Below are 19,134 nucleotides of genomic sequence, written 5' to 3' on the forward strand. Positions count from 1 at the left end.
ACCGTTTTTTTGGTCATCTGCTGCAAACTACAATATGAACTTTCGCCTCTTTTTCAGCAAAAAAATCTTGTAAAAATCAACCACAGCAAGGGTTTCAGCCGTTCGTTTCCGATTATTACCAGCACTTTCGTTTACCGCTTACTGTTAGACGATTTTAATCGATTTTTCATAAGCAAAAACCCTTAAAAGTGATTGCGTGAGCAAGGCTTCAAAGAATTATCTTTGCAGCTTTCTGAATAAAAGTGTTGTAAACGAATGACGATCAGTTATAAATGGCTGCAGGAATATTTACCTGTGCAAGTGGAACCGGAGCGTTTGAGCCGCATCCTCACATCAATTGGCCTGGAAGTAGAAAGCATGGAAGCATACGAAGAGATCAAAGGCGGATTGAGAGGCCTGGTGATCGGCGAAGTATTGACCTGCGAAAAACATCCGGATGCAGATAAATTATCGCTTACTACTGTAAATGTTGGTGCTGCCGAACCATTGCAGATCGTTTGTGGAGCACCCAATGTGGCGGTTGGTCAAAAAGTAATCGTAGCAACTGTTGGCACAACCATCTATCCATCTTCAGGCGAACCAATGACCATGAAGAAAGCAAAGATCCGTGGTGTTGAAAGCCATGGAATGATCTGTGCTGAAGATGAAATCGGCATGGGCAGCAGCCATGCAGGCATTATGATCCTGAAAAATGATGTGCGTGTTGGAAGTGAGGCCGCCGATTATTTCAAACCTTATACCGACTGGATCATTGAAATTGGATTAACACCTAATCACATGGATGCCATGAGCCATATTGGTGTGGCACGTGATGTAATTGCTTATTTGAATTTTCACGATAAGAAAAACTATACCGTTAAATCGCCTTTTGTAAACGGCTTCAAAGCTGATAATAAATCGTTACCCATTCGTGTGGTGATAGAAAATAAAGAAGCATGTCAGCGATATGCAGGTGTAAGCATCAGCAATGTAACAGTAAAGGAAAGTCCCGATTGGCTAAAGCAACGTTTGAAAGCAATTGGCGTACGACCAATCAATAATATTGTAGACATTACCAACTATGTATTGCACGAAACCGGTCAGCCATTGCATGCATTCGATGCAGATGCCATTACCGGCGGCGAAGTAATTGTAAAGAATTTACCCGAAGGTTCTGTATTTACAACGCTTGATGAAAAAGAACGCAAGCTGAGCAGCGAAGATCTGATGATCTGCAATAAAGAAGAAGCGATGTGTATTGCAGGTGTATTTGGCGGCATGAAAAGTGGTGTAAAAGAAGCAACGAAAAATATCTTTTTAGAAAGTGCATGGTTTAATCCCATCACTACACGTAAAACATCCTTCCGTCATAACCTGCGTACCGATGCAGCCACCCGTTTTGAGAAAGGAGTGGATATCAGCAATACTGTGAACGTGTTGAAACGTGCTGCTTTACTAATTAAAGAATTAGGTGGTGGTGAAATTGCAAGTGATGTAGTGGATGTGTATCCAACACCAAAACAGAAAACACAGATCGCCATCAAATATCATTATCTGAAAAAGATCAGTGGTAAAAATTATCATCCCGATACAGTAAAGAAAATATTTGAGTCGCTGGGATTTGAGATCATCAAAGATTCAATTGATGAACTGTGGGTAGCTGCACCTTTCAGTAAACCGGATATGGAAATTCCTGCCGATTTAGCGGAAGAAGTAATGCGGATCGATGGATTAGATAATGTGGAGATTCCAACCAGCATTACCATCTCTCCTTCCACCGAATCAGATCAAACAAGCTTTGCATATAAAGAAAAGATCAGCAATGTACTCGTTGGTCAGGGCTTTCACGAAATTTTCACCAACTCTATTGCTAACAGTGCATGGTACAGTGAAGAAGTATTAGCCACTACTGTAAAAATGCTCAACAACCTGAGTGCAGAATTGAATGTGATGCGTCCTTCGATGTTGGAAACAGGATTGCAATGCGTTTCTTTTAATCTCAACCGCAGAAATAACAATCTGCGCTTGTTTGAGTTTGGCAAAACCTACACTACTTCTGAAACAGGCAAGTATTTTGAAACCGACCATATTGCGATTTATACATCCGGCAACACAGAAGCGTCCTGGAAACAGAAAGCATCTGCAACAGATGTGTACTATCTCAAAGCAGTGGTGAATAGTATTTTGCAACAGGCAGGTTTAAAAGCTGAAACACAACTGATGCAGGCAACAGCTGGATTCAGTGGAGGTGTAGAATACAAGATCAAAAAACAGGTTGTGGCAACCGTTGCAATTGTGGATACAAATCGTTTGAAACAATTCGACATTAAACAACCGGTTTACTTTGCTGATATTAACTGGAATATTTTAACGCAGTTGGCAGCTAAAGCAAAACTGGAATACAAAGAAATTGCACGTTTCCCTGCGGTTGAAAGAGATCTGGCCATAGTGATTCCGCAGGCAACAACCTTTGCAGAAGTGGAACAAACTATTGCACTGGCAAAAGTGAGCCGCTTACAATCTGTTTCGTTGTTTGATGTATTTGAAAGCGAAAAAATTGGTGCAGGTAAAAAATCAATGGCACTCAATTTTGTGTTTCAGGACGATGAAAAAACACTCACCGATAATGAAACAGAGAAGATGATGAATACATTGGTACAATCATTGGAAAAACAACTGGCAGCAGAAATCAGAAAGTAATACCGTTCAACTAAACAGAGCAGCTTTGTGACCACACTCGATCAACATATCCAATCGCTTCAGCAAAAAATGCAGTTGCTGGTAAAAAAATACCAGCAGCTGGAAAAAGAAAATGCGAAGCTGAAAAATGAGTTGATGCGTTTGAAAGAAACCCAATCAGAGAAAAAACAGGAAGTGGAAGTACTTGAAATGCAGAATGCCATGTTGAAAGCATCGCAACAGCATTTGGATGATAAGGAAAAAAAGGAGTTGGAAAAAAAGTTGTCGCTTTACATCAAAGAGATCGATCGTTGTATAGCATTGCTTATTGAATAATTACACCCGTTTGATGATACGCATCTTCATCTCATCTTCTCCTTGTTGCAGCTCAAGTGTGTAAATGCCGTAGGGCAGATCATTCAAACCATTCCAAGTAACTGAGCGATGTGTGGTAGTAGCAGCTTCCATTCGTCGGCATACAATACCCGATTCATCCCGCAGCAAAGCTTTGATCCCGGTTTTCTCCGGTGTGGAAAGTTCAAGCGTAAGTGTATCAATAAACACTTGTGGTTTAACTTTTGCAAACATGTCCTGAGGTTGGTTTAGAGATAAGTAAAGCGGTGCGGTTTCATGAAAGTTGGCAACGGATGATAGAGAAGGTATTTTTTTACGAGTATCTAATATATAGCTTCCTTTTCATATTTTGGTATTATGGATTCATTAATTCCCATCAATATTGTTATCGGCGATCGTAGCTACCGGATCAAAGTAAGTCCGGAGCACGAAGAGCATGTACGTAAAACGGTTAAGATCATCAACGATAAAGTGCTCGAATATCGTACCAGTTTTGCAGGCAAGGATATGCAGGACTATATTTCGATGGTGCTCATCTGGTATGCAACCGATGTAACGTCAGGCAACAAAACCGGTACCGAAGCAACCGATCAAGCCAGCAGTGAAGCTGCTTTGCAAAAACTCGAACAACAGATCGATCAGTTATTGCAACAAGGATAGTTTTTCATCCCACTACTCAAACCATCTGCATTTTTTTAACAGAACAAATTGCGCTTCAATGCGAAAGCGGCGATCTTTGACCGTTGCTTTCGCCGTTTTCTACCTGTTTTTTCTGTACTTTCGCTCACTATTGTCCCACTATGAACTTAGTTAACGCCATAGAACGGAACGATTTGCCGATAACAAACAACAAACCAGTCAACAAAAATGGAACCAGTAATTTTATACATTATTATAGGAGCTGTTGCACTCATTATAGGAGTGGTAACGGGGAAGATCATCTTCGCAAAAAATACAAGGAAACAACTTGAAGACGCCGATCTGCAGGCACAATCCATCATTAAAGAAGCAGGACTGCGGGCCGAAACCATCCGTAAGGAAAAGGAACTGGAAGCAAAAGAAAAATTCGTTCAACTGAAATCGGATTATGATCGTGAAGTGATGGAGCGAAACCGCAAGATCAACGAAAGCGAGAATCGTGCCCGTCAGAAAGAACAATCCATCAATCAAAAAGAGGCCAACCTCGACAAACAGATCAAGGAAAACGAAGCCATCAAAGAAAATCTCAATCGCCAGATCGAGGTGGTAAACCTCAAGCGTACGGAACTGGAAAAACACCAGGAAGAGCATATCCGTCGTCTCGAAAAAATTGCCGGTTTAAGTGCAGAAGAAGCCAAGAATCAATTGGTAGAAAGCCTGAAACAGGAAGCGCACACAAGAGCGTTGGTGTTGCAACAGGAAATTATTGAAGATGCCAAGCTGAAAGCAAATAAAGAAGCCCGTAAGATCGTGATCCAGTCGATCCAGCGTACAGCAGCTGAACAAACCATTGAAAATACCGTAACTGTATTCAACCTTGAAAGCGATGAAATAAAGGGCCAGATCATTGGGCGTGAAGGTCGTAACATCCGTGCCATTGAAGCTGCAACAGGTGTTGATCTGATCGTTGATGATACGCCTGAGGCGATCCTCCTTTCTTCATTCGATCCGCTTCGTCGTGAAGTAGCACGTTTAAGTTTACAACGTTTGGTGGCCGATGGACGTATCCATCCGGCACGTGTAGAAGAAGTAGTGGAAAAAACCCGTCGTCAGTTAGAAGAACAGGTAATGGAAATCGGCGAACGTACCGTTATTGAACTGGGTATTCATGGTATGCACAAAGAGTTGATCCGGATGGTGGGACGTATGCGTTTCCGTTCATCGTATGGTCAAAACCTGTTGATGCATAGCCGTGAAACAGCCAATCTTTGTTCGATCATGGCTGCTGAATTAGGTATGAATCCGAAGCTGGCAAAACGTGCCGGCTTGTTACACGATATTGGTAAAGTACCCGAAGAAGAAACGGAATTAAGCCACGCATTGTTAGGTGCGAAACTGGCTGAAAAATATGGTGAAAATCCGGCGGTTGTAAATGCTATCGGTGCTCACCACGATGAGATGGAAATGCAGTATGTGATCTCCCCGATCGTTCAAGCTTGTGACGCCATCAGTGGCGCACGCCCTGGTGCACGTCGTGAGATCATGCAGCAGTACCTGCAACGTATCAAAGACCTCGAAACACTTGCAATGGCTTATCCCGGTGTTGAAAAAGCATACGCCATCCAGGCAGGTCGTGAGTTGAGAGTAATTGTAGAAGCTGAAAAAGTAACCGATGCCGAATCAGATAAATTAAGTTTTGAAATGGCGCAGAAGATACAGACAGAAATGGTGTATCCGGGTCAGATCAAAGTAACTGTGATCAGAGAAAAAAGAGCGGTAAACGTAGCGAGATAATAGAAAAGGAATCGGTAATTGGGGATTTGGAATCAGGGGTTCAACTTTTTTTCCAAATTCCTACCAACAAATTACCAATTCCTGCAAAAACCCCCTACCTTTGCCGTCCTAAAAATTAAGAGATATGAACGCCGCTGTTGCATTTATACATGAACAATTAACTGTTGGGAAAGAACATCCCAAGTTTAAAGCAGGTGATAACGTTACTGTGAACTACAAGATCGTTGAGGGTGGTAAAGAGCGTATCCAGGGCTTCCGTGGCGACGTGATTAAACGTCAAGGCCAAGGCGCAACTGCTACATTTACAGTGCGTAAGATCTCTGATGGTGTTGGTGTTGAGCGTACTTTCCCGGTAAACTCTCCCAATGTGGATTCTATTTTGCTGAACAAAGTAGGTAAAGTAAGCCGTGCAAAACTGTTTTACCTCCGTGAAAGAAGTGGTAAAAGTGCCCGTATTAAGGAAAAGCGCATGAGATAATCATCGTTTCAAGCATATTTGTATAAAGGGGGAAAGAAAACTTTCCCCCTTTATACTTTTAATAATCAGATTTCGTTCTTATATTTACGAGCTCGGAATCTAAACCATTCCTTATAATCCCATACCTTTTGAAATTTCGTTACTCTATTTTTAAACTAAAATCAGGTTACGATCATGAAAAAGGTATTAGTAGCACTTACTGTCATTACACTGTTTTTAATGTCCTGTAACAGGGGTATTTCGCCATACCAGGCGGCTAACGGCAAAGCAGGTAAATGTGGTAAGAATTTTATCCGCTAAACTCATTTGAAACAAAACGCATTGAAACCTTCCCTAACAGGAAGGTTTTTTTTATGGTTTCTTTCGAAGCCTGCGTTATAAATAACTGTAACTTTGTGTTCCTCTAAAATTTATATCATGAATTTTCAACCCATACTCTTAGGCGTACTCGGCACACAGGAAATCATCATCATTGCCATTATCATTCTGTTGTTATTCGGTGGTCGTAAGATCCCTGAACTGATGAAAGGTTTGGGTAAAGGTATCCGTGAGTTTAACGATGCCAAGAACACTGTGCGTAAGGAAATTGAGGAAAGCTCAACTACCGACACACCTCCGCAGAACAAACAGTAAGTTCATTCGTCTGTTGTTTTATTTTTCATTTCAATTGTATTGAAGCGATCGTCTTCATTGTATCCATTTGCAACCATAAAGGAATACCAGCAGCATTTGTTTGACGGAACTACTTCCTGCAAACAAGCCGTTGATTTTTACTTGTCTCAAATCAAACAATTTGAGCATCTCAATGCATTGGTACATGTGTTTGCAGAGGAAGCAATGAAACGAGCAACTGAGTTGGACGAGGCACGTAATGCAGGTAAAACACCTGGCAAACTGCATGGTGTAGTAGTTACTATTAAAGATGTAATTGCATGGCAGCAACACCCCCTCTCCGCTGCCTCCAACATACTCAATGGATTTCATTCCATTTACAATTCAACTGCGGTACAAAAATTATTAGCTGAAGATGCCATCATCATCGGTACGAATAATTGTGATGAATTCGCCATGGGCAGCAGCAATGAGAATTCAGCGTACGGTCCGGTAAAAAACAAACTGGATGAAACAAGAGTACCTGGCGGTTCTTCGGGTGGCTCTGCAGTGGCTGTACAAGCTGATCTGTGCATGGTGAGTTTGGGAAGTGATACCGGCGGATCCGTTCGGCAACCCGCCGATTTTTGTGGAATTGTTGGAATGAAACCAAGCTATGGAAGAGTGAGCCGACATGGACTCATTGCTTATGGCTCCAGCTTTGATCAGATCGGTGTATTAGCCAATTCTGTTGAAGATGCAGCATTGGTACTTTCAGTAATTGCAGGTGCTGATGAGTTCGACAGTACTGTTTCCTCATTACCTGTTCCTGATTATGCAGCTGCAATCAGTCAACCATCTTCTACCAAACCTGTGTTGGGTTATTTCAAACAAACCCTGGAACACGAAGGGTTGGATGAAGAGATAAGAACAACACATAAAAATTTCATCAACCGGTTGAAGGAAGATGGATATGAAGTGAAAGAACTCGACTTTGACTTGATCGATTATATCGTACCAACTTATTATGTATTGACTACTGCCGAAGCCAGCAGTAACCTCTCCCGTTACGAAGGGGTACGTTACGGGCACCAGTCGGTACCGTTGAAAGAAGAATTAACAGAATTTTACTCGGCTAACCGTTCCGAAGGTTTTGGCAAAGAAGTGCAACGCCGTATTATGCTGGGCACCTTTGTATTAAGTGCCGGTTATTACGATGCGTATTATACAAAAGCACAACAGGTGCGACGCAAATTATACGAGCAAACAAAGCTGGTATTCAGCGATATAGATGTTTTGCTGATGCCCGTTTCACCTTCCACCGCTTTTAAGATCGGCGAAAAAAACAGCAACCCCATTGAAATGTATCTGGCCGATATCTATACCGTGTTTGCCAACCTTGTGGGTGTCCCCGGCATCTCCATTCCCCTGTTTCAACATAGCAATGGTTTACCTTTCGGACTTCAACTCATGACAAAGCATTTCGATGAAGTATCTTTGCTCCGCCTTGCCGATGGGTTACTAAAAACCTCCAAGGCATCGTAAGAATTACTGATGTATAAAATTTTTCTCATCCTCGTTTTTATCAGTTGTGTGCATGGATCGTTTGCACAAACAGATTCTGCTGCCAATGGCATAGCCGCTGATACAACAAAACAAGGCAATGTAGAGAAGTATGGGTTCCAGGCTTTGTTCGTGAACAAGGAGTTCAACTCTTCCACTTCGTATGATGCCCAAATTCATCCACAAGCATGGGGCTTTATCCAGGATTATCTTGACCGCTATGGTAAGAATCTGGAGAAAATGAAAAGCTGGGGCATCCCGTATTTTACATTGATCGATAATGTACTGATGCAATACGGATTGCCGAATGAATTGAAATACCTCGCCGTAATTGAAAGCGGACTCAGCACCAATGCTACCAGTTGGGTGGGTGCACGTGGACCGTGGCAGTTTATGCCGTACACCGCCAAAGAATATGGATTGAATGTGAATGGCTGGATCGATGAACGTACCGATTATTTCCGCAGCACACATGCCGCCGCAAAATATCTTACCTACTTGTATAACGATCTCAACGATTGGTTATTAGTGATAGCAGCTTACAATGGCGGACCCGGCCGTGTGTACAGTGCAATTAAAAAAAGTGGCAGTCGTGACTTCTGGAAGTTGCAATATTATTTACCAACCGAAAGCCGGAACCATGTAAAAAAGTTTATCGCTACGCACTACATCATGGAAGGCAAAGGTGGTATTACCACGATGGTGAACGATGGCAAAAAACCAACAGCTCCTGTGTTTGCACCGGAGAAAACAGATCCCAACATCAGCGTACAAACCATTGTAGGAAAATTCAGTTCGGTGGTAATGGCGAAAAATTTAGTGATCGATCTGCTGCGCTTCAATCAACTCAATCCCAATTTTGATGGAGTGCTCGCAGGCAATCAACCCTTTGATCTGCGTTTGCCCAACGATAAAATGCAGCAGTTTAATGCCAACCGTTATAATATTCTCAATGAGAGCGTGCAACTGTTGATGCGCTTTTACGGCGATGATGGCATGAAAGATATTTATCCCAAAGTATCGGAATTACCTGAGGTGAAGAAGAAACCTGTGCCGAAGAAAAGGGGTTGACCTTTTTCCTACTATCAAAATGCTTTTCTCAAACTCTCTTGCTTTATTGCCAATTAAAGCTCTACACGGTGAGTAAAATGTAAAGTTCATTGCATGAACTATACTTCCAAATAAACCATATCTTCAAACAGATATTTTTCCATTCCTTCTGAAACAACCCAAGCCATATTGTTAACGATTATCTGTCAGTTTCATGAGTCAACTACTCAGCCTTAAATCGCTTTGCCGCCAGCCGCTGGAACGTTTATTTGGAAAAATGAATGAAGAGCAGCTGGAGAATATTCTACAGCTCACCAACATTCTTGAATTTGAAGCAGGGCAATACCTGTTTCAGCAAGGCGAGAAAGGCCATTCGTTTTATATTGTTTTATCGGGCCGTTTCAGAGCCATGCAGCATAATGAAAATGATATTTTTATTTTAGGCGATATTTCTACCGGCGAACCCATTGGTGAATTTTCCCTCTTTACACAGGAGCCGCATAGTGCATCGGTAGTAGCGTTGCGGAAGTCAACGATTCTGCAACTGGAGGACGATGATTATAAAACATTGGTACAGCAATTCCCTTCCTTCGCTAATACTATTACAAAATTTATTATTGAACGGATGCGCCGCAACAACCATCAAACAAAAATGGATGCGGCACCAAAAAATATCGCTGTTGTCAATCTGCAACCGGCCAACGATGTAAGTGCATACACCGGTGCTATCCAGCAAGAGTTACAAAAGATGGGTTTCGGCATCAGTATTTATGATTCTGCATCGCATACAGGTGAACAGGATCACAGCACATTTGATGCAATGGAAAAACAGCCCGGTCTCAATTTCCTTGTATGTGATATGGAAAATCCGGAATGGGCCCGGCAATGTATTGCTTATTGTGATATTGTGATCGTAGCAACCGATTTTCATGCACAAAGTGAGCTGTATGAGATCGAACAGGTATTGCATTTGTATTCAGACAATGTGATGAATAAAAAGATCTACCTGCTATTGTTACACGAAGAAAGTGCAGCCTTGCCTTCCAATACAAGACGCTGGTTTCATGACCGCAAAGTTGATCTGCATTTACACATGCGAAAAAATAATGCGGCTGATACACGTCGATTTTGCCGCATTGTTACACACCAGGCAATCGGATTGGTATTGGGCGGTGGTGGTGCCAGGGGTTTTGCTCATGTAGGTGTCACAAAAGCGTTATTGGAACAGGGTGTTGAATTTGATTTTATCGGCGGTACCAGTGCAGGTGCCGTGTATGGTGCAGGATTATCTTTTCTTGATTTTGATTTTGAAAAGTCGGCGGCGATGTGCAAGTTGGCGGCCGATAGTAAATTAACATCAAACGATTTAACGCTACCCATTGTATCGTTGATGTCGGGTAAAAAGATCCGGAAATTTTTAGACTCGATGTTTGGTGATTCACACCTCGAAGATCTATGGGTGAATACCTATTGTGTGTCGGCTAATTTCTCCAGCGCTTCCTTGAAAATTCATGAACGTGGTTTAACACAATTACAGGTAGCAGCCAGCATGGCCATACCCGGTGTATTTCCTCCGGTGATCATCAACAAACATTTACACATTGATGGCGGTGTAATTGATAATCTTCCGGTAGAAGCAATGTATAAAAAACCGGTACGACATATTATCGCTGTTTCATTATCAGCTGAAGCAACAACCATGGTTGACCTGCATGAGATTCCTTCTTCCTGGCACTTATTCTGGAGCAGGATCACCAATACAACCACCTATCAGCTGCCGGGCATTTCTTCAATTCTGGTAAACAGTATTACCATTAACAGCCGCCATCGGCAGGAAAGCAGTAAGCCCAACGTATCACTATTTCTCGAACTTGATTTGAAAGAGTTTAAATTTTTAGACTGGACTAATTGGAAACAGCTCATTGAGAAAGGATATCAACAAACCAAGCAGAAGCTTACTGATACAAAGGAGGAAATGCAGTTCTGGAAGTAAAGGGAAATTAGTACTTGTTTGAAGTGGTTGGTCGGGAGACGCAACCACGGCGTGTTTTTTTCGATACTGCCAGCAAGGGCAAGAGCCTTTTGTAATTTAATTAGCTATTGTAATACCATGCTATCAATACATAAATTATGAACAACTCCAGTATCGTTATAGCAATATTGGTTGCATTTAAAATTTTCCGCTTTCGCAAAATCAGAATACTGCCAATGAGGTGGGTGGAGATAAACACAACATACAGCCTATTCGTAGCACTGGCATAAGAACTATTAGAACCATACCCCATCAAAAAAGCGGTAAGGAAAAACGCAATAACAACAATTATGGATATCAAAACATTTAGCAAAAGTGTTTTATAGATTGGTTTCATTGTTGACAGCAGTTACGTTTATGTGATTAGTCGGGAGGCAAGCTGCACTCATTTCACTTTCTTATAAAATATCTTCCGATCATAGTCTACAACTATATTACTCCCTTCAAAAGGAAGGCTACTAAAAATCACTGAGTTGGTTATTGCTTCTGGCGAAAATGATTTCGAATCAGTTCGATTATCCCAATCAACATATAGGTTTGACAATTCAATTCGACCATCACTCCCAATCCTCCAATCCTGCAAATTTCTAAACAACAAGACCCCACTGAGTTTGTTATAAAAACGTTGCTCATAAATATAAGTCAAGCCTTTCCCACTATTTTTCGTGCTGTCAGCATACAAAAAAAGGCTATCAACTGTATAAAAAGATGGTTCTTTAACATATATCCCCACAACATCCTTTTCTGTCTTCATGCATGAACACAAACCCAAAAAAAACAGAAAAATAAAGTTCAATTTTCTACTCATTCTTTGAGATTTTTTTCAGCATTCTATGACAACACACTCCGTATCGCATCTGCCTTCAACAAACACTCTTCATATTCATTTTCTGCATCACTGTAAAACGTAATACCACTGCCAACCATGTAAGAAAGATAATTACTGGCCTCGTTGTAAAGAATGCTTCGTATCACCACATTGAAATCAAAATCTCCATCGGGAGCAATATAACCGACCGCTCCGGAAAAAATTCCTCTTCTGCTTTGTTCGTATTGCCCGATCAACTCCATTACTTTTCGTTTGGGTGCACCCGTCATACTTCCCATGGGAAATGTGGCACGGATAATATCTGTAAAATTCAATTCTTCTTTTACTTCACCAACAATAGAAGAAATCATTTGATGTACCTGCGGAAATGAATACACTTCAAACAGTTCATCAACATTCACCGTTCCTTCTTTGCATACACGGCTCAAATCGTTCCGCACCAGATCAACTACCATTACATTTTCACTACGATCCTTTTTACTACTGTGGAGTTGTTCCTTTAACACAGCATCTGCAACGGCATCATCCACATTTCGTTTCACGGTTCCTTTGATCGGTTGCGAAAGCAACTGCGTTCCCTGTTTGCGTAAAAAACGTTCAGGACTTGCACAGAGCAAATAACTGCTGTCAACTTTGTAAAATGCAGAAAACGGGTTGGGAGATATAGCTGTTAACGATTGATACACACGCAACGGATCAATCATTGATTGTTCTGCAAAAAATTCCATGCAGTAATTTAACTCGTAACAATCGCCACGAAGAATGTGTTCTTTAATACGATTAATACTGTTGATGTAGTCTGCCTTTGAAACACGTTCCTGAAAAACAATGGCTGCTTCTTTTTCTGCCATTTCCATTTTTTCATTGCAGATAGCATCATAAATAGCTACATGATCATCCTGCAACGTACCGATCCGCAATGTTGTTTCACTCAACTGAAATACATACTGCGGTACAAAAAAATACAGATCGGCAAATCCGATTTTATTTTCGTGTGCAGAGGTTAATTGTTCAGTTTCATTTTTCAGATCGTAACCGAAGTGCCCGAAACACCAATCGTTCTGTCGATCCAAAAATGTTTGCAGAGATTCAAATGCATTGCCTGCATTTGCTTTTACAGAAGTAATAACACCGCAGCCCGCCAGGCATTCATAACTATGGCCGGGTAATTGGTAATGATGGTTGTCCAAAAAAGAACAAATGTTGAACCGGTTACACCAGCTCAACATTTGACGTTTGGTTACAGAAAAATCTGTTATGGAAAAAGATTGGAAACTTCGTATCACTTCATTGATTAAAAATCATCATCATCGTCGTCAAAATCATCACCACCGGCCATCATATCAAATTCTTTGAAGTCCTCATCAATTTTGAAATCATCTTCTTCGTCTGCTTTTTTCTTTCCGGCAGCTTTCCCTTTTGATTTCGGAATGTCAAACTCTTCAAAGTCGGGATCGTAATCATCATCCTCTTCATCGCCTTTGTTCCAGTCATCATCTTCTACGTCTGCTTCATCATCATCGTCTTCATCATCTTTCGATTTTGATTTAGCGGCACCTTTACCGGCTTTCTTCACGACAGGTTCATCATCTTCTAATTCGAGATCATCATCTTCGTCCTCATCATCTTCGTGATTCTTTTTTGGCTTGGTATCAGCCTTCTTAGTGTTCTCCGGATGAGGAGTAGATGTGTCGCCGGTTTTCTTAATTGACTTTGCCATTTGTAACAACGATTATGCTGTAAAATTTCAACGGGTTTTTGAATTAGCCAAACTTTTCTTTATAATTTTTTTTGTAAGGCAGTTTGTCTTATATGGTTACAATCTGATCACGACCCGGACCGTTGGAAACATATTTTACTTCTACACCAAGATACTCATTTATATAAGCAAGATAGGTATTCATTTGTTCGGGGAAATCGGCGGCTGTTTTGCAATCGGCCGTTGGATGACTCCAACCGTTGAACGCTTTGTACACCGGATCAATTTTTACCTTGCTGATCTCGAATGGAATTTCCTGTGTTTCTTTTCCGCCAACATTATATGCTGTGCAAACCTGCAGATCAGCAAAGCTGTCCAGCACATCTGCTTTCGTCATCACAATTTGTGTAATGCCGTTGATCATGCAGGCGAACTTCAGTGCTACCAGATCGATCCAGCCGCAACGGCGTGGCCTGCCGGTTGTTGCACCGAACTCACTTCCTACTTTCCGCAGCTCATCGCCTGTTGCATCAAACAACTCAGTTGGGAACGGACCACTACCTACTCTTGTGCAATATGCTTTGGTGATACCGATCACTTCCCTGATCTTATTTGGTGCTACGCCTAAGCCTGTGCTTACACCGGCTGAAATAGTGTTAGATGATGTAACAAACGGGAATGTTCCAAAATCAACATCAAGCATACTGCCTTGTGCACCTTCAGCCAATACTTTTTTGCCTTCGGCGATTTTTGCATTGATGAAATATTCACCGTTCACAATGTTCAATGTTTTCAAAAATTCTACTGCTTCAAAAAACTCTGCTTCCCATGCACTGATATCATCTGTGAAGTTGTAATTACCGAGTAATTGCTGATGTTTTGCTTTCAGCTTATTGTATAATTGATTGAACTCCGGATCGAGCAGATCGCCAACACGTAACGCATTGCGGCCTGTTTTATCCATATAAGCCGGACCGATTCCTTTTAAGGTTGAACCGATCTTTTCATCACCCTTCGCCAATTCAGCTGCTTTATCCAAAGCCCTGTGTGTGGGAATGATGATGTTGGTACGCTGTGCAATAAAAAGATTCTCTTTTACATTTACACCCATCGACGCAACTTTTTCGCACTCACGTTTTAATGTAACAGGATCGAGTACCACACCGTTTCCGATGAGGTTTACAATGCCTTTATGAAAAATACCGCTGGGTATTTGATGCAGTACCACTTTTTCGCCATTTACATACAAAGTATGTCCGGCATTGGGGCCACCCTGGAAACGGGCAATCACATCATAATTGGGTGCAAAAAAATCAACGATCTTTCCTTTCCCTTCGTCGCCCCACTGGAGGCCCAGAATTACATCAACCATAAAATAATTTGAGTAAATAATTTGAGCGGCAAAAATAAGTGAATCACAAGCTGAAGAAGAAATAAAAATACAGTTGGGGAAAATTACTGCTCGGTGTCGTAACGTTCTACGTTCTGAATGCCCGTTAGTTTGTAAAGACGGGACACTAATTCGTCGAGTTCATCTTTATCATGCACAAAAATCTTAATGTTTCCTTCAAACACACCCTCTTTCGCTTCAATGGTAATGGCGCTGATGTTGAGACGCATTTCGCCACTGATGAGATTTGTGATCTTACTTACCACACCTACATCATCCACACCAATGATCTTTATACCGGTGAGGAAGGAAATCTCTTTGTTCTTCGCCCATTTGGTTTTCACCACACGATGACCAAAGTTGGCCAGGAGCCTTGATGCATTGGGACAAGTAGTTCGATGAATGATCAATCCCTTGCCCGTTGATACAAAGCCAAACACATCATCTCCGGGAATAGGTTTGCAGCAATTCGCCAATGTATACACAATACGGTCGCTGCTTTCTCCAAAAATGATGAGCTCCGAATCCTTGGCCGAACCTGTGCGGTTGGGATCGTATTCCGGTTTAGGCTCCATTACAGGTTTTACCGGCTTTGGTAATTCCAGTTTATCGCCATGCATCTGAAGTTCTTTCAGCTCTTTCAGATCAATTGATTTTGTGGCGATCTTATAAAACAGTTCTAACTGCGATGGCAATTTATAAAACAGCGTTAGTGTTTCTACATTGTGAACATCGAAACTTGCGCCCATCTGCTCCAGCTTGCGTTGAAGCACATACTTCCCTTCGTCTGCTACTTTTCGTTTTTCTTCTTTCAGCGCATCTTTGATCTTGCTCTTTGATTTTGCGGTGATCACAAAATTCAACCAATCTTCACTTGGCTTTTGTTTGCTGCTGGTAATGATCTCGATCTGATCACCACTGCGCAACTTGTGTGCAATAGGTACCAACTTGTGATTCACTTTTGCACCAATACAACGGCTGCCAACATCACTATGCACACTAAATGCAAAATCCAATGCAGTGGCACCCACCGGCAACATTTTTACATCGCCTTTTGGTGTGTACACATAAATTTCTTCGGTAAGGAAAGAGCTTTTGAAATCCTGTAAAAAGTCGAGAGAACTGCTGTCCTGATTACTCAATGCCTCACGAATATTATGAAACCATTTATCGAAACGGTCTTCATCGCCACTACCCTCTTTGTATTTCCAGTGTGCAGCCAACCCTTTCTCTGCAATTTCATTCATCCGTTTGGTGCGGATTTGCACTTCCACCCATTTACCTTGCGGCCCCATCACCGTTGTATGCAACGCTTCATAGCCATTACTCTTGGGGTTACTCAACCAGTCACGCAAACGTTCAGGACTGGGCGTGTACATATCTGTAACAATGGAATAAGCTTTCCAGCAATCTTCTTTTTCCCGATCGGCCGGCGAATCAATAATGATGCGGATGGCAAACAGGTCATATACTTCCTCAAAGCTTACGCCTTTCTTCTTGATCTTATTTGAAATGGAATGGATCGATTTCGGACGGCCATATAATTCATAGTTTGTAAAGCCTGTCCGCTCCAGTTTTTCTTTGATCGGTTTTACAAACTCATTGATATAGCGGCTACGTTCCCGTTTTGTTTCTGATAATTTTCGTGCAATTTCTTTGTACGTATCGGGTTCCAGGTATTTCATGGACAGATCTTCCATTTCGGTTTTGATATTGTACAAACCAAGACGATGTGCCAGTGGAGCATATACATATACCGTTTCGCTGGAGATCTTTAACTGCTTCTCCCGTTTCATACTGTCGAGCGTACGCATGTTGTGCAAACGATCAGCAAGTTTGATGAGGATCACACGGGGATCATCTGTAAGCGTTAATAATATCTTCTTGAAATTTTCCGCCTGCTGCGTGGAGTTTGCGTCCACCACCGTTGAGATTTTCGTTAACCCGTCAATGATCCGTGCAATTTCATTTCCAAACTCACGGGCCACGTCTTCCAGCGTTACATCGGTATCTTCTACCGTATCGTGCAACAATGCACAAATGGTAGAACGTACACCAAGGCCAATTTCTTCCACACAAATCTGCGCTACTGCCAGCGGATGTAGAATATAAGGTTCGCCGCTTTTCCTGCGCATGGTTTGGTGAGCTTCGGCTGCCATTTCAAAGGCAGTACGCACCAATTCCTTATCGCCTTTTTTGAGTTTTGTTTTGAGCGAGCGCAACAAACTGCGGTAATGACGAAGGATTTCCTTTTTCTCCTGTTCGGGGGTTAGGGTATAGGCCGGTATGGTGGTAATCGTTTCCAGTAACGGCGAATTTACGAAAAAGCTCAGTTCCGAAACGAATAGAATAACTGAAACCCCTACCTTTGCAGCCCGTTTTTAAACAAAGTTCTTCCGGATGTGGTGAAATTGGTAGACACGTCAGACTTAGGATCTGATGCCGTGAGGTGTGGGGGTTCGAGTCCCTCCATCCGGACAACCGCTTCAACCTCTCCGCCTCTGGCGGAGGGGCTTTTTTAAACAGCTTGAAGCTCGCAGCTAAAAGCTAAAAGCTAAAAATATGGCAACAGTTACAAGAGAAAACATTGGTTTGTTAACAGACAAACTCACTGTAAAAATTACAAAAGAGGAATACTTCCCGGCATTTGAAAAAACATTGAAAACATACAGCAAGCAAGCCAATATTCCCGGTTTCCGCAAGGGTATGGTGCCTGCAGGTATGGTGAAGAAAATGTACGGTCCCGGCATCTTTACAGAAGAGGTGATCCGCAACATTGAAAAAGGATTGAACGATTACCTCGCCACTGAAAAGCTGGACATTTTTGCACAGCCTCTCCCACTTGCCAATACTGAATTCAAGCCCAGCATGGATACCCCTGTTGATTACAGCTTTGATTTTGAAATTGGTTTGAAACCTGCTTTTGAAATTGATCTCAGTAAAAAGAAAGCCCCTTACTTCCGTGTTAAAGCAACGGCGGAGATGGTGAACGAAGAAATTGAGCGTTTGCAAAACCGTTTCGGCAAAATGACAGAGCCTGAAACAGTGAACAGCGACGATAGCGTGCTCAACCTCACATTTGAAGAAAGCGATGCAGACGGAAATGTGGTTGAAGGCGGTGTTAAAAAAGATAATTCTTTACTGGTTAAATATTTCACTGAAGGATACCGTGCAAAATTGCAGGGCGCTAAAACCGGCGATACACTTGTAATTACATTACAGGATGCGTTTGAAGAAAAAGAACGCAACTGGGTAATTGGTGATCTTGGTTTTAAAGATGCAGCAGAAGTAGAAGGAAAACATTTCAAACTCACCATCACAAAAGTTGGTTTGATTGAAAAACGTGAAATGAACGAAGAGTTTTTTAAAGAAGCTCTTCCCGGTAAAACCATTGCAACAGAAGCCGAATTCCGAGCAGCCATTGAAGCAGATATTCAGGCGTATTGGGATAAACAAAGCAGCAACCAACTCCAGCATCACCTGTATCATGTGTTACTGGAAGAAACAACCATGGAACTGCCCGAAAGCTTTTTGAAAAAATGGTTGGCTACTTCCGGCGAAAAGCCAAAAACACCTGAGCAGGTGGAAGAAGAGTATCCAACATTCAACAATCAGTTACGTTGGACATTGATCACCGATAAAATTGTTACTGAAAATAGTTTAGATGTAACACAGGAAGAAATAAAAGACAGTATGCGTCAACAGGTGATGAGCTATTTCGGCAGCATGAACCTTGGTGATGGCAATCTGGAGTGGTTAGATCAATACGTTGATGGTTTGTTGAAAGATGAACAACAGGTTGATCAAACTTACCGCCGCCTCGTTACAGAAAAAGTATTTAACTGGGCCGAGCAGCAGGTGAATAAAGATGAGAAAGAAGTAGGCGCAGAAGAGTTTATTAAAATGAACGAAGAGCACCAACATCAACACCATTAAGATTTTAGATTTAAGAATGTAGATTTCAGATTGATATAAACCCCGCTATCTAGAAAATAGCGGGGTTTTAGTTACACTTAGTCTTGTTCGATTTCGCAAATCTGCAATCGCCAATCTAAAA

At 41.8% G+C, this 19,134-nt stretch carries 17 protein-coding genes and 1 tRNA gene; 12 read left to right on the forward strand and 6 right to left on the reverse strand.

Annotated elements, in window-relative coordinates; genetic code table 11:
* Positions 1-255: 255 nt before the first annotated feature.
* Both pheT and WG989_RS01465 read left to right on the forward strand, forming a co-directional pair.
* Positions 256-2,679 (forward strand): phenylalanine--tRNA ligase subunit beta, encoded by a 2,424-nt coding sequence (gene pheT, locus WG989_RS01460; RefSeq protein ID WP_340426795.1) that lies wholly within the window; start codon positions 256-258, stop codon positions 2,677-2,679.
* 27 nt (positions 2,680-2,706) lie between these two features.
* Positions 2,707-2,994 carry a hypothetical protein gene (locus WG989_RS01465; protein WP_340426797.1) on the forward strand — a complete coding sequence of 96 codons (288 nt, stop codon included), beginning with the start codon at positions 2,707-2,709 and terminating at the stop codon, positions 2,992-2,994.
* On the opposite strand, the gene WG989_RS01470 is transcribed toward WG989_RS01465, so the two are convergent.
* Complete coding sequence (locus WG989_RS01470; RefSeq protein ID WP_340426798.1) at positions 2,995-3,246, reverse strand: hypothetical protein; 252 nt, start codon at positions 3,244-3,246, stop codon at positions 2,995-2,997. It abuts the gene before it with no gap.
* Between the two features lie 123 nt (positions 3,247-3,369).
* Between WG989_RS01470 and WG989_RS01475 the strand changes: the two genes are divergently transcribed.
* The 8 genes from WG989_RS01475 (at position 3,370) to WG989_RS01510 (ending at position 11,120) form a co-directional block, all read left to right on the forward strand.
* Positions 3,370-3,672: a cell division protein ZapA gene (locus tag WG989_RS01475; RefSeq protein WP_340426800.1), complete on the forward strand. Its 303-nt coding sequence runs from the start codon at positions 3,370-3,372 to the stop codon at positions 3,670-3,672.
* Between the two features lie 207 nt (positions 3,673-3,879).
* A complete protein-coding gene (gene rny / locus WG989_RS01480; RefSeq protein WP_340426802.1) occupies positions 3,880-5,445 on the forward strand; it encodes a ribonuclease Y in 1,566 nt (521 codons plus the stop codon).
* 124 nt (positions 5,446-5,569) lie between these two features.
* Positions 5,570-5,923 carry a 50S ribosomal protein L19 gene (rplS, locus tag WG989_RS01485; RefSeq protein WP_340426804.1) on the forward strand — a complete coding sequence of 118 codons (354 nt, stop codon included), beginning with the start codon at positions 5,570-5,572 and terminating at the stop codon, positions 5,921-5,923.
* A gap of 174 nt (positions 5,924-6,097) precedes the next feature.
* On the forward strand, positions 6,098-6,223 hold the full coding sequence (locus WG989_RS01490) for a hypothetical protein (protein WP_340426806.1): 126 nt from the start codon (positions 6,098-6,100) through the stop codon (positions 6,221-6,223).
* A 117-nt stretch (positions 6,224-6,340) separates the two neighbouring features.
* Entirely contained in the window at positions 6,341-6,556 is a 216-nt protein-coding gene (locus WG989_RS01495; protein ID WP_340426808.1) for a Sec-independent protein translocase subunit TatA/TatB, read from the forward strand.
* A 39-nt stretch (positions 6,557-6,595) separates the two neighbouring features.
* Positions 6,596-8,059, forward strand: coding sequence for an Asp-tRNA(Asn)/Glu-tRNA(Gln) amidotransferase subunit GatA (gatA, locus tag WG989_RS01500; protein ID WP_340426810.1), 1,464 nt, complete (start codon positions 6,596-6,598; stop codon positions 8,057-8,059).
* Positions 8,060-8,068: 9 nt separating this feature from the next.
* On the forward strand, positions 8,069-9,148 hold the full coding sequence (locus WG989_RS01505) for a lytic transglycosylase domain-containing protein (RefSeq protein ID WP_340426811.1): 1,080 nt from the start codon (positions 8,069-8,071) through the stop codon (positions 9,146-9,148).
* 193 nt (positions 9,149-9,341) lie between these two features.
* Positions 9,342-11,120: a patatin-like phospholipase family protein gene (locus WG989_RS01510; RefSeq protein ID WP_340426812.1), complete on the forward strand. Its 1,779-nt coding sequence runs from the start codon at positions 9,342-9,344 to the stop codon at positions 11,118-11,120.
* Positions 11,121-11,544: 424 nt separating this feature from the next.
* On the opposite strand, the gene WG989_RS01515 is transcribed toward WG989_RS01510, so the two are convergent.
* From WG989_RS01515 to WG989_RS01535, 5 genes are all read right to left on the reverse strand, one after another.
* Complete coding sequence (locus tag WG989_RS01515; protein WP_340426814.1) at positions 11,545-11,967, reverse strand: hypothetical protein; 423 nt, start codon at positions 11,965-11,967, stop codon at positions 11,545-11,547.
* Positions 11,968-11,990: 23 nt separating this feature from the next.
* On the reverse strand, positions 11,991-13,178 hold the full coding sequence (locus tag WG989_RS01520) for an anthranilate synthase component I family protein (RefSeq protein WP_340426816.1): 1,188 nt from the start codon (positions 13,176-13,178) through the stop codon (positions 11,991-11,993).
* 104 nt (positions 13,179-13,282) lie between these two features.
* Positions 13,283-13,708 (reverse strand): hypothetical protein, encoded by a 426-nt coding sequence (locus WG989_RS01525; protein ID WP_340426817.1) that lies wholly within the window; start codon positions 13,706-13,708, stop codon positions 13,283-13,285.
* A gap of 88 nt (positions 13,709-13,796) precedes the next feature.
* Complete coding sequence (locus tag WG989_RS01530; RefSeq protein ID WP_340426818.1) at positions 13,797-15,059, reverse strand: adenylosuccinate synthase; 1,263 nt, start codon at positions 15,057-15,059, stop codon at positions 13,797-13,799.
* Between the two features lie 83 nt (positions 15,060-15,142).
* The gene (locus WG989_RS01535; RefSeq protein WP_340426819.1) at positions 15,143-17,302 is read right to left on the reverse strand and encodes a RelA/SpoT family protein; all 2,160 of its coding nucleotides are present in this window, start codon (positions 17,300-17,302) and stop codon (positions 15,143-15,145) included.
* 171 nt (positions 17,303-17,473) lie between these two features.
* Between WG989_RS01535 and WG989_RS01540 the strand changes: the two genes are divergently transcribed.
* Positions 17,474-17,555, forward strand: a tRNA-Leu gene (locus WG989_RS01540).
* 84 nt (positions 17,556-17,639) lie between these two features.
* Positions 17,640-19,013 (forward strand): trigger factor, encoded by a 1,374-nt coding sequence (gene tig, locus WG989_RS01545; protein WP_340426821.1) that lies wholly within the window; start codon positions 17,640-17,642, stop codon positions 19,011-19,013.
* Positions 19,014-19,134: the final 121 nt, after the last annotated feature.

Origin of the sequence: Lacibacter sp. H407, assembly GCF_037892605.1 — a bacterium.
Lineage (GTDB): Bacteria > Bacteroidota > Bacteroidia > Chitinophagales > Chitinophagaceae > Lacibacter.